The following is an 11,649-nucleotide window of genomic DNA, read 5'->3' on the forward strand; positions in this document are numbered from 1 at the left end:
GCTCATCCTTCGCTTGTCTCGAACCAGGTCTCCGGATCGACGGGTTCGTTGTCTTCTCGCAGTTCTATATAAAGGGTTTGGCTCCGGGACGCACCCGCATCTTTTTCATTCTCGATCAAGAGCGCGTTAGCATCCTCGCCGGTCTCGCCTTCGGGCGCGCCCATCATGCCGATCGGGCTGCCGCCCGGCAGAACCTCGCCGATCTCGCCGTACACCACGTCAAGCCCGGCAAACACCATCAGAAGCCCCGCCTGCGGCTCCAGGATCACGACGTTGCCGTAATCCAGAAGCTCGCCGCGATAGCGCAGCGTGGCCGGGGCCGGCGTGGTCACCAGTGCCCGGGGCCGGGTCGCCATCAGGATGCCGGGCCGGACGATCCCGGCGGCATCGGCCTCTCCGGCACGGCGCAGGATGCGCCCCTCGACCGGCAGGCGCAGGCTGCCCTTGCGGGCGTCGATCCCGGGCAGCGATCCGGGCACCTCGTCGACCGCGATCTGGCTCAGCCCGCTGGCGAACCCTTCCAGCGTTTCGGTCGAGGCCACCAAGAGCGCGGTTTTCACCGGGTCCTCGACGAACCGGCGCGGCAGGTCGGTGCGGTCGGCAATCGCCTGGCTCAGCGCCGTGCGCGCATCCTGTGCGCCCTGCAGCCCCTCGCGCAGGGTGTCGAGCGCGCTTTGCTGCAACTGCCGCAGCACGGTCACCTCTTCCAGTTCGGCCCGCAGGGCCGCGGCGCGGGTTTCCAGCGCCGGGGTGACATCCGACAGGATCATGCCCGACCGCGCCGTGCCGATCGGGCCGGAAGGATGCAACAACAGCACCGGCCCCTCGGATTGCGCCATGCTCTGCAACACGCCCAAGAGGCGGGCGATCTCGTCCTCGCGCGATTGCAGGCGGCGCGACAGCGCCTCTTCCTGGATGGCGGCGCGGCGCAGGCCCTCGCGCATGGCTTCCAGCCCGTCCTCGTAGGCCCCCACCACCTCGGTCAGCGCCTTCACGCGGTTGGCCGCGCCCTCGGCCGCCTCCATCAGCGCCGCGGCCCGGTTCAGGCGGTCCGACGCCGCCCGCGCCTCTGTGCCGGGATCCTGCGCCAGGGCCGGGGCGCCGCCCATGAGCGCCAGCGAAAGAAGCGCCGCGCGGATCATTCCAGAAGGCTCGTCCCGGTCATCTCGTCCGGCTTGGGCAGGCCCATAAGGTCCAGCACCGTCGGCGCCAGGTCGGCCAGCCGCCCGTCGCGCAGACGCGCGCCCTCGGGCGCGCCCCTGACGATGACCGGCACCGGGTTGGTGGTATGCGCGGTATGCGGCCCGCCGGTGACGGGGTCGATCATGGTCTCGCAATTGCCGTGATCGGCGGTGACGATGATGGCGCCCCCCGCCGCGTCCAGCGCGTCGAGCACCCGGCCCAGCCCCGCATCCACCGCCTCGCAGGCGCGGATCGCGGCCCCCAGGTCGCCGGTATGGCCGACCATGTCGGGGTTGGCATAGTTCACCACGATGAAATCGTAGCCTTCGGCGATGGCCTCCACCAGGTGGTCGGTGACCTCGCCCGCCGACATCTCGGGCTGCAGATCATAGGTCGCCACCTTGGGCGACGGGGCCATGTACCGCGCCTCGCCGTCCTCGGGCGTCTCGCGCCCGCCGGCCAGGAAGAAGGTGACATGCGGGTATTTCTCGGTCTCTGCGGTGTGGAACTGGCGCTTGCCATGCTGCGCCAGCCAGGCGCTCAGCGTGTTCACCGGCTGCTCGTCGGGAAAGATGCAGTCCATGTAGGCGCTGTGCCGGCGCGAATACTCGGTGAACCCGCTGACGGCGGAAAAGGCCGGGCGCAGGCCGGTCTCGAAATCGTCGAACTCGGGATCGGCGAAGGCCGCCAGGATCTCGCGCGCCCGGTCGGCGCGGAAATTGAGGCACAAAAGGCCGTCGCCGTCCTTCATGCCGTCATAATCCCCCAGCACGCGCGGCTTGATGAACTCGTCGGTGCGGCCCTTGGCATAGGCCTCGTCGATGCCGCAGGCGGCGGTGGCGGCGGTGTACCCCTCGCCATGGGCCAGCGCCTCGTAGGCCAATTGCACCCGGTCCCAGCGGTTGTCCCGGTCCATCGCGTAATACCGCCCCGACACGGTGGCGATCCGCGCCCCCAGGGGCAGCGCCGCGCGCAACGCCTCCAGGTACACCTTGGCCGAGGTCGGCGCCACGTCGCGCCCGTCGGTGAAGGCATGAATGGCCACCGGCACGCCCCGTGCGGTCAGCGCGTTGGCCGCCGCGATCATGTGCCCGATATGGCTGTGCACCCCGCCATCCGACAAAACGCCCAGCAGGTGCGCGGTGCCTCCCGCGGCCTCGACCTTGTCGGCAAACCGGATGAAGCCGGGCAGGGCGCCGAACGTGCCGGTCTCGATGGCGCGGTCGATGCGCCGCAGATCCATCTCGATCACCCGGCCCGCGCCGATATTGAGATGCCCCACCTCGGAATTGCCCATCTGCCCCTCGGGCAGGCCCACGTCATGGCCATGGGTGATCAGCGTGGCATTCGGACATGTCTCCATCAGCCGGTCGAAATGCGGCGTCGCGGCCAGCGCGGGCGCGTTCGCCTCACGCGCCTCGCTCAGTCCCCAACCGTCGAGAATACACAGAACTACGGGTCTTGGCGCGCTCAATCCTGCCTCCTGAATCCTTGGCCGCTTCTAACCCGTCTGAACCGGGTGGTGAACCGCTTTCTTGCCCGCTTCCTCTGGCCGGAAATATCCCGGGGAGTTTGAGGGGCAGCGCCCCTCATCACCGCTACAAAGCGTGGCGCAGCCACTCCTTCGGATCACGCCCGGTGATAGGGCGCCCCCGCCAGGATCGAGGCCGCGCGGTAAAGCTGCTCGGCCAGCATCACCCGGGCCAGCATGTGCGGCCAGACCATCTTGCCGAAGGACAGCGTGACCTCCGCCCGGTCGCGCAGCGCGGGCGCGATCCCGTCGGCGCCGCCGATCACGAAGGCCACGTCGCCGCGCCCGGTATCGCGCCAGCCGGCCAGGTGTAGGGAAAATTCAGGAGAGGTCAGCAGCCTGCCGCGCTCGTCCAGTGCCACGATCACCGCCCCCTTGGGCAAGGCGCGCTCCAGCAGCTGCGCCTCGGCCTCCATGCCGCCGCCCTTGCGGTCCTCGACCTCGTGCATCTCTGCCGGGCCAAGCCCCAGGCTGCGTCCGGTCCGGTCGAACCGGACCAGGTAATCATCGAGCAAGGCGCGTTCCGGGCCGGTCTTCATCCGGCCCACCGCGCAGATATGGACGCGCATTCAGCTCTTGGCGGCCTGGGCTGCCCCGTGACCCTGAAGCCACATCTTTTCAAGCTGGTAGAAGTCCCGCACCTCGGGGCGGAAGACATGGACGATCACGTCGCCCGTGTCGATCAGCACCCAGTCGCCCGCGTCCTTGCCCTCGACCTTGGTCAGCACGCCCATCTCGGATTTCAGCCGCTCCGAAAGCTTTTCGGCGATGGCCGTCACCTGGCGCGAGGACCGGCCCGAGCAGATCACCATGTAGTCGCCGATCGCGGATTTGCCGCGAAGGTCGATCTGGACGATCTCTTCGGCCTTGTCTTCGTCGAGTGCGGAAAGGATGCGCGCAAGCTGTGCGTCACTGCTTGTCGCCATGTCGGACGCGCTCAAACCCGCGCCCCGTTCAGCGGCCGGAGCCGCGTCGATTGTAAGAGACAGGACATTGTCCTCCTTCTACTACGCACCGATCCGCCCCGGTGCCGGGCATGGGTTCAAAATAGCAACACGTCTGTCACAATTCAATGAAGGCTTTCGCAAAGCCGCGCATCCTGTGGCCCTCTCGCCCTGAACAACGGCAGCATCCCGCCACGTACACCCGACTGCGTGGGAATGCGCCCTTACCAGCCTTCCTCGGTATGGATGCGCTCGCCCGGAACGCCCAGCGCCTTCACCGCGTCCCGCATCGCATCCACATAGCCTTGAGGCCCGCAGATATAGACCTGCCCGGACAGGTTCGCGTTGGCCTCCAGGAACGCCTTGTCGACCTTGCCATGATGCAGCTCCGGCGCGTCCTCTTCGGACAGGACGTGATCGACCTTCAGGCCTGTCATCTGGTCCCACTCTTCGCGCAGAATGATGTCGCCCTCGGTCTCGTTGGAAAAGATCAGCTGACAGCCGTCCAGGTCCCCCTCTTCCGCCCGCTTGCGCAGGATCGCGATGAACGGCGTGACGCCGGCCCCCGCCGCCAGGAACAGCCCCGGCCCCTTGTCGGTGATCGCCCCGAAGGGTCCGTCCAGCGTGACGTGCTCGCCCGGCGCCAGGTCGGGCAACTTCTCGGTCACGCCGTCATGCGACGGGTAGCTCTTGATCGTGAACTCCAGGTTCGCGTCCGCCGGCAGAGAGGTGAAGGTAAAGGGCCGCCCCTCGTCTTTCCAGCCGTCGCGGCACAACGTCAATTCGGCGGCCTGCCCGGGCTGAAACTCAAAGCCTTCGGGGCGGTCGAACACGTAGCGATGCGTATCGTGGGTGACGCTTTCCTGCGATTGCAGGGTCAGTGTATGGGCCATGGAAACTCTCCTTCTGGCCCGGTAACGCAGGGGTCAGCCGCCCTGTTCCTCGGCCGCGCCGCCCTGCGTCGCTTTGCCCGGTCCGGCCCGGTCCAGCGCCCGCGTGCCCAGTTCCGAGCCTTCCAGCACCTTGACCTCGCGCTGCGGGAAGGGGATGGAAATGCCGTGCTCCTGGAACGCGTCCCACAGCGCCAGGTACACGTTGCCGCGGATGTTGGTCAGCCCCGCGGTCGGGTCGCTGATCCAGAACCGCAGGATGTAATCCACGCTGCTGTCGCCGAAGCCCACGATGTGGCAGACCGGCGCCTTGAAGGACAGCACACGCTCCACGGCCTTGGCGGCCTCGATCGCCACCTTGCGCACCTGGTGCGGGTCGTCGCCATAGGCGGTGCCGAAATAGATATCCAGCCGCACGAACTCGTTGGAATGCGACCAGTTCACCACCTGCCCGGTGATCAAATCCTCGTTCGGGATCAGGTATTCCTTGCCGTCCCGCGTGGTGATCGAGATATAGCGGGCGCCAAGGCTGTTGATCCAGCCGAAGGTCTCGCCCAGGCTGATGACGTCGCCGGGCTTGATCGACTTGTCCAGCAGGATGATCACCCCCGACACCAGGTTCGACACCACCTTCTGCAGGCCGAAGCCGAGGCCCACGCCGATGGCGCCCGACAGCACTGCAAGCCCGGTCAGGTCCACCCCCACGGCGCGCAGCCCGATGAAGAAGGCCGCGCCATAAAGCGATATCTGGATCACCTTGACCGCCAGCACCTGCATCGACGGCGAAATGTCCTTGTTCGAGCGGATGCGCGAGGCCGAGGTCGTGGACACGAACCGCGCCAGGAACATCAGGAACGCGATCATCGCGACGGCCTGCAACACGATCCACAACGACAGGCGCATCTCGCCCAGGTGCACCGCCGCGCTGTCCAGGATCTGGATCGTCTCGTCCGTCAGCCCGACGATCGACAGGGTGACCCATGTCCAGGCGGCATAGCGCACCATGCCGCGCAGGAACGCGTTGCCGATCAGCCGCGTGATGACCGCGATGAACAGCCACGCGGTGGCAAGGCTCGCCATGACGCCGATGAGGTAGGAGCGGCTGGGCCATGTCATCTCCTGCATGATCCCGTAGACCGGCCAGATCAGAAGCACCATGAAGATCAGGCGCAAGCGCCGGTGCATCATCACCAGGAACCGCATCCGCCACTTGGGCCAGCCTTCGCGGGTGCGCATCCAGTTGTGCAGGTGCGGGCCGAAGATCCGCGCCAGGATCGTCGCCGCAACCCAAAGCCCGATGATGATCCCCACCTGGTAAAGGCTCCATGGCCGCAACAGACCGGCCACGAACAGTTGCGCCTGTTCCCACAGCCCGATGGCGATGGTCTGGGCCTGTTCGATCGCGTCATTGGCGGCGTCCGGCGTCGCCTCTGCGGGCGAGCTCATGCCGGCCTCCTCGCCGGTCGCGGTGTCTGTGACGGCGTCCTCTTCCATGGCAATACCTTACACGCCCCCCGCGTGCGGACAAGTCGCGCTGGACAGTGGCCGCATGGCCTCTAAGCTGTTGTGAACATTCGGTGCGGCCCCGTCGCCGCCCCGGAACGCGTCATAAGAGGAGGAGCCGCGCCCATGTCCACGCTACTTGTCACCCACGAGGACGGTCTCAACCACGTCACGCCCGACGGTCACCCCGAACGCGTGGCGCGGCTGGAACACCTGTGGCCCGCGCTCGACGGCAAGGACGTGATCCGGGCCGAGGCGCCGCTGGCGACCGACGCCGACCTGACGCTGTGTCATCCGCAGGACTACGTCAGCATGGTCCGCGAGGCGATCCCGGCGCAGGGCTTCAACCAGCTCGACGGCGACACGTGGCTGTCGCCGGGCTCGTTCGACTGCGCCTCGCGCGCCGTCGGCGGCGCGATGCTGGCGGTGGACAAGGTGCTGGATGGCGAGGTCGGCAACGCCTTCGTCGCCATGCGCCCGCCGGGCCACCACGCCGAAACCGCGACGCCGATGGGCTTCTGCCTGTTCGGCACCGTGGCGATCGCCGCGAAACACGCGCTGGACCGCCACGGGTTGTCCCGCGTCGCGGTGGTGGATTTCGACGTGCATCACGGCAACGGCTCGCAGGACCTGCTGCGCGGCGAGGCGCGCGCGCTCTTCATCTCGTCCCACCAGATGCCGCTCTGGCCCGGCACGGGAGGCGCGCATGAAACCGGCGACCACGACAACGTGCTGAACGTGCCCCTGGCACCGGGCACGGCGGGGCAGGGGTTCCGGCAGGAATACGAAGGCCAGGTCTTTCCCCGGCTCAAAGAGTTCAGGCCCGAGCTGATCCTGGTCTCGGCCGGCTTCGACGCCCATGCCGACGACCCGCTGGCCAACCTCAACCTGCGCGAGGACGATTTCGCCTGGGTCACCCGCCGCCTCTGCGAGATCGCGGCGGAACACTGCGAGGGCCGCCTGGTCTCCTGCCTCGAAGGCGGCTACGACCTCAATGCCCTGGCCGCCAGCGGGGCGGTGCATGTCGACGAGTTGATCCGCGCGGCGGGCTGAGCGACAAGCCGCCCTGCCGTAACGTAAGTTAACGGTTTTACCGAAAATTCATGGAAAATGCCGCGCCGCGGCATTATCTTCCCGTCAGGGAGGACACCTCTGCCCGGGCCTGGCCCGTGCCAAGGAGTCCAAGACCATGAATGCCGACGTCACTCATGACAAGACACTGATTCAGCCGGATATTCGTCGCCTGTGGCCGGCGGACAAGCGGCTTTTGCTGGACCATTTCGCGCGGCTTGACCCCGAGACCCGCCGCCTGCGCTTCGGCGCCAGCGTCACCGAAGACTTCGTCGCCGGGTATGCCGAAACCCTGCTTGGCCTCGACAGCGTCGTCTACGGCGCGTTCGTCGACGGGGACCTGCACGGCGTCGGCGAGCTGCGGATGCTTCTGAACAGCTGGCCCGTGCGCGCCGAAATCGCCCTCAGCGTCGATCCCGACTGGCAGCATGAAGGCATCGGCGACGCGCTTTTCGTGCGGATGCTGGCGGCGGCGCAGAACCGGGGCGTGCGCTCGCTCTACATGATGTGCCTGCGCGAGAACGAACGGATGCAGCGTCTCGCGCGCCGTCACGACGCGACCCTGACCTTCGACATCGGCGAGGTCGAGGCCACGCTCGACCCGCCTTGGCCCACGGCGCTGTCGCTGGCCGAGGAAATGGTGGGCGAAACCCGCACCTACCTGCACGCGGTCCTGCGCCCGCCGTTTTAAAAAAAGGCCGGGTCCCAGAAAATTCGTACGAATTTTCTGGGACGCAGATTATTCGCAGAATAATCTGCGCGAGCCCCGGTGCGTTCACCCCGCCGATGCCCCGGCCCCCCACCCTCAGATCGGCACTTCCGATGTCGCCTTTTCGGTCGACACGACGATGGAGGTCCGGAATTTTCGGACGTTCTTGTCGGCAAAGAAGAACCGATGGGTGAAGGCCTCGTAGTCGGCAATGTCGCGGGCCATCACCAACAGGATGAAGTCCGCCTCGCCGGCAATGCAGTAGAAATGGGTCACCTGACGATCCTCGCGCGCCTTGCGCTTGAAGGCGTCGATCTGGTCGAGCCTGTCGCGCTCCAATTCCACCGCGACGATGGCCGTTATGCCAAGGCCCACCTGTGCGGGATCGAGGATCGCGACCTCCCGCCGGATCGCCCCGGCCTCTCTCAGGCTGCGCAGGCGCCGCTGGACCGAAGCCGTCGAGAGGCCGGTTGTCTCTGCAAGCGACTGGATCGACGTTCTGGCGTTCCTTTGTAGTTGATCGAGTAGTTTGCGATCCGCAGCGTCCATGATGCGTGCTCCTTTGATTTGCGGATATATTGATCCTATAAGATCATTTTATAGCGCAATTCCGTATCGTCTGCATCATTCGCACCGCTTAAGATGCGCGGCATGACACATGGAATGTTACGAGGGGCCGTCTCCATCCTGCCCCTGGCCTTCGGAGCCGCCTTGTATGGCTTTGCCTTCGGCCTGCTTGCGGCGCAGGTGGGCTTCCCGTGGTGGGGCGTCGGACTGATGAGCGCATCGGTCCATGCCGGATCGTCGCAGATCGTCGCCGTCGAACAGCTTGCCGCGACCGGCACCGTCCTCGGCGCCGTCCTTGCGGGGGTCGCGTTGAACCTGCGCTACGTGGGCATCGTGGCGTCCCTCGCGGATGTGCTGGATGGGTTGCCACTGCGGGTGAGGCTGATCGCCATTCACATCACGGGGGATGAAAACTGGGCGCTGACCATGGCCGAACGCGCGAAGTCGCCGGATGTCGGCGCGGCGTTCCTCATGGGGTCGGGGCTGGTGATGATCTCGGTCTGGACGGCATCGACAGCCCTCGGCGCGGTGATCGGTGCCGTTCTGCCCGATCTCGAACGCTTCGGCCTGGGGTTCGCCTTCACCGCCGCCTTCATCGCCATGGCGCGGGGCCTCTGGCGCGGACGGTCCCGCGCTTTGCCCTGGGCCGTCGCGGCCGGGGCGACGATCGCCGCCATCTCGCTCGGAGCGCCACGGGCCTACGGGATCGTCGCGGGCGCGCTTTGCGGGTTGGTCGCCATCTCGCTGATGCGCCGAACACGGGCCGCGGCCCCATGAGTGGCGCGCATTGGGCGATGATCGGCCTGCTGGCCCTGGGTGCCGCCGCAATCCGTGTCGCCGGGCTTGTGGCAGGCGGGCGGATCCGCTCCTCGCGTCATGCCTGGATGCTGGAAGATCTGCCGGGGCTGATCGTGGTCAGTCTGGTCGCGTCCTCGCTGATCGGTCAGCCGCTTCCGACCTGGCTCGCGGCCGGTGTGGCGCTTGTCATCGCAGTCGTGACGAACCACGTTATCGCAACGATGGCCGCGGGGGTGCTCGCCTTTGCCGGGCTTACGTGGCTTGGACTGTAGGCGATGCGCCACGCCCCGCGCCCTCACTCCGCCGCGTATCTCTGTCGCGCCGCACTTTCCTGCAACAGCCAATGCGCCACGATGGCGCTTTCATTGCGCGGCTCGACCCCCTGCCGCCGCAACAGGTAATAGCCCGAGCGCGTGCGCACATGCTCGGCGCCCATCGGCCGGATCAGGTCGCCCGATTGCAGGTGGTGGTCCACCAGGTGCCCCCATCCCAGCGCGATGCCCAGGCCATCCCGCGCCGCCTGGATCGCCAGCGGGTAGGTGTTGACCGACGCCGACGGCCGCACCGTGTCGGGATCGGCGCCGATCCGGTCCAGCCAGGTGCGCCAGTTCAGCCACTCGGCATGGTTGTTGCTGACCTCGATCAGGTCGTGCCGCCGCAGCGCGTCGACACTGTCGATGCCCGCCCGCCCTTTCAGATAGCCCGGCGCGCAGACAGGAAACACCGTTTCTCCAAAGAGCCGCGTCGCCTCGAACCCGGGCCAGTCGCCCTCGCCGCGCAGGATCGCCAGGTCCATGTCCTCGGCCAGGCACTCGGCATCCACGTCGGACGACGTGAGCGCGATGGTGATGTTGCAATTCGCCTCGTGAAACGCCCGCAGCCGCGGCATCAGCCACAGCGACGAAACCGAGTTCGTCGCCCCCAGCTTCACTGTGCTTTTCTCCAGCACCGCGCACATGTCCTCGGACACCCGCACCAGCGTCTTCAGCGCCGGCGCGATCCCGGACAAGAGCTTGCGCCCCATATCCGTCAGCCGCACCGAACGGTGCCCGCGCACGAACAGCGCGCACTGGTAATGCTGTTCCAGCAGCCGGATCTTGCGGCTGATGGCGGTTTCCGAGACGTTCAATTCCTTGCCCGCCGCGGCAAAGCTCTCCAGCTCCGCCGCCACCTCGAAGGCCAGCAGGTAGTCAAGGCGCGGCAGCACGGCGCGATTGCGCAGCATCCTTCACACTCCTCAAACGCGGGACAACGCCACGAGCCTAGCCGCGCCCGCCGCCCTTTGCCAAACTTTTTTAGAGGCATGGCACAAAAAGTTTATAATCAGAGTTCCTCCCCGTCTTTGCGATACTGCGCCCGCTAACAAAGGGCCGGCATGCAGAATCAGGCCCGACAGCCAACTGGGAGTTACCATGAAAATCAAAGCATTGATGTCCGCGACGGCCATCGCCCTGGCCTCGGCCTCGGCCGGTTTCGCCGCCGAGGACAGTTCCGAACCGATCATCATCCCGATCCACAACTGGTCCAGCCAGATCGTGATGAGCCATGCCGTGGGCCAGATCTTCGAGGAAATGGGCAACAACGTCGAATTCGTCACCACCGACAGTCAGGCGGTCTACGAATCGATCCGTCTGGGCGACGTGACGCTGGAACTGGAGGTCTGGGAAGGCTCGTTCGGCGAATCCTTCCGCACCGCGCTTGAAAAGGGCGGCATCGTCGACGCCGGCGACCATGACGCCGTCACGCGCGAGGACTGGTGGTATCCGATGTGGACCAAGGACGCCTGTCCGGGTCTGCCCGACTGGAAGGCGCTGAACGATTGTGCCGAGCTCTTCGCGACCGCCGAAACCGGCGACAAGGGCTTTTTCCTCGACGGGCCGGTGGACTGGCTCAAGCACGGCAAGGAACGCGCCGAGGCGCTGGACCTGAACTATGTCGTGAAAAACGCAGGCTCCGCCGCCGCACTCTGGGCGCATATCGCCTCGGCCGAGGAGGACAAGACCCCGATCATCGTCTTCAACTGGACGCCCAACTTCGCCGAGGCCGTCTGGCCCGGTGAATTCATCGAGTTCCCGGAATGGGAAGACGGCTGCGACACCGATCCGGCCAAGGGTCCCAATCCCGACGCGCTCTACGATTGCGGCAACGCCGCGAACGGATATCTGAAAAAGGCCGCGTGGGAGGGCATGGAAGAGAAGTGGCCCAACGCCTACGAGGTGCTGACCAAGATCTCCTTCACCAATGCCCAGATCGCCGAAATGGCCAAGCTGGTCGATGTCGACGATTACGAGCCCGAGGAAGCGGCCGAAATCTGGCTGGAGGACAACGAGAGCGTCTGGAAACAGTGGTTGCCCGGCGGCGACACCTGACCCGACTTTTCGCGTTTCCCCTGTCCGGCTCCGTGCCGGGCAGGGGACTTGCCGGCGGGCATGCCCTGCCGGCGGCAATTCAAGG

General features: G+C 66.4%; 13 protein-coding genes. 5 read left to right on the plus strand and 8 right to left on the minus strand.

Annotation, left to right across the window (positions count from 1 at the left end; genetic code table 11):
* Window positions 1-2: 2 nt before the first annotated feature.
* From KUV49_RS17010 to KUV49_RS17035, 6 genes are all read right to left on the minus strand, one after another.
* A complete protein-coding gene (locus KUV49_RS17010; protein ID WP_222452175.1) occupies window positions 3-1,142 on the minus strand; it encodes a murein hydrolase activator EnvC family protein in 1,140 nt (379 codons plus the stop codon).
* Window positions 1,139-2,656 (minus strand): 2,3-bisphosphoglycerate-independent phosphoglycerate mutase, encoded by a 1,518-nt coding sequence (gene gpmI / locus KUV49_RS17015; RefSeq protein WP_222452176.1) that lies wholly within the window; start codon window positions 2,654-2,656, stop codon window positions 1,139-1,141. The genes KUV49_RS17010 and gpmI overlap by 4 nt, the downstream gene beginning before the upstream one ends.
* 155 nt (window positions 2,657-2,811) lie before the next feature.
* On the minus strand, window positions 2,812-3,282 hold the full coding sequence (rlmH, locus tag KUV49_RS17020; RefSeq protein ID WP_222452177.1) for a 23S rRNA (pseudouridine(1915)-N(3))-methyltransferase RlmH: 471 nt from the start codon (window positions 3,280-3,282) through the stop codon (window positions 2,812-2,814).
* Complete coding sequence (rsfS, locus tag KUV49_RS17025; protein WP_222452178.1) at window positions 3,283-3,639, minus strand: ribosome silencing factor; 357 nt, start codon at window positions 3,637-3,639, stop codon at window positions 3,283-3,285.
* Window positions 3,640-3,881: 242 nt separating this feature from the next.
* Window positions 3,882-4,550: an FAD-binding oxidoreductase gene (locus KUV49_RS17030; protein ID WP_222452179.1), complete on the minus strand. Its 669-nt coding sequence runs from the start codon at window positions 4,548-4,550 to the stop codon at window positions 3,882-3,884.
* Window positions 4,551-4,583: 33 nt separating this feature from the next.
* Window positions 4,584-5,993: a mechanosensitive ion channel family protein gene (locus KUV49_RS17035; protein WP_222452896.1), complete on the minus strand. Its 1,410-nt coding sequence runs from the start codon at window positions 5,991-5,993 to the stop codon at window positions 4,584-4,586.
* Between the two features lie 183 nt (window positions 5,994-6,176).
* Here KUV49_RS17035 and KUV49_RS17040 point away from each other — a divergent pair, with 183 nt between their 5' ends.
* Both KUV49_RS17040 and KUV49_RS17045 read left to right on the plus strand, forming a co-directional pair.
* Complete coding sequence (locus KUV49_RS17040) at window positions 6,177-7,103, plus strand: histone deacetylase family protein (protein ID WP_222452180.1); 927 nt, start codon at window positions 6,177-6,179, stop codon at window positions 7,101-7,103.
* Window positions 7,104-7,239: 136 nt separating this feature from the next.
* Entirely contained in the window at window positions 7,240-7,812 is a 573-nt protein-coding gene (locus KUV49_RS17045; protein WP_222452181.1) for a GNAT family N-acetyltransferase, read from the plus strand.
* A 114-nt stretch (window positions 7,813-7,926) separates the two neighbouring features.
* Here the strand turns inward: KUV49_RS17045 and KUV49_RS17050 are convergent, their stop codons facing one another.
* Window positions 7,927-8,379 (minus strand): Lrp/AsnC family transcriptional regulator, encoded by a 453-nt coding sequence (locus tag KUV49_RS17050; RefSeq protein WP_152493960.1) that lies wholly within the window; start codon window positions 8,377-8,379, stop codon window positions 7,927-7,929.
* Between the two features lie 102 nt (window positions 8,380-8,481).
* On the opposite strand from KUV49_RS17050, the gene KUV49_RS17055 reads away from it, so the two are divergent.
* A complete protein-coding gene (locus KUV49_RS17055) occupies window positions 8,482-9,174 on the plus strand; it encodes an AzlC family ABC transporter permease (RefSeq protein WP_261391557.1) in 693 nt (230 codons plus the stop codon).
* On the plus strand, window positions 9,171-9,467 hold the full coding sequence (locus KUV49_RS17060) for an AzlD domain-containing protein (RefSeq protein WP_222452182.1): 297 nt from the start codon (window positions 9,171-9,173) through the stop codon (window positions 9,465-9,467). The genes KUV49_RS17055 and KUV49_RS17060 overlap by 4 nt, the downstream gene beginning before the upstream one ends.
* Before the next feature lie 23 nt (window positions 9,468-9,490).
* On the opposite strand, the gene KUV49_RS17065 is transcribed toward KUV49_RS17060, so the two are convergent.
* A complete protein-coding gene (locus tag KUV49_RS17065; protein ID WP_222452183.1) occupies window positions 9,491-10,420 on the minus strand; it encodes a LysR substrate-binding domain-containing protein in 930 nt (309 codons plus the stop codon).
* Window positions 10,421-10,607: 187 nt separating this feature from the next.
* Here KUV49_RS17065 and KUV49_RS17070 point away from each other — a divergent pair, with 187 nt between their 5' ends.
* Window positions 10,608-11,564 (plus strand): ABC transporter substrate-binding protein, encoded by a 957-nt coding sequence (locus tag KUV49_RS17070; RefSeq protein WP_222452184.1) that lies wholly within the window; start codon window positions 10,608-10,610, stop codon window positions 11,562-11,564.
* Window positions 11,565-11,649 lie beyond the last annotated feature (85 nt).

Origin of the sequence: Roseovarius atlanticus (genome assembly GCF_019802205.1) — a bacterium.
In the GTDB taxonomy this organism is placed as follows: Bacteria; Pseudomonadota; Alphaproteobacteria; order Rhodobacterales; family Rhodobacteraceae; genus Roseovarius; species Roseovarius atlanticus_A.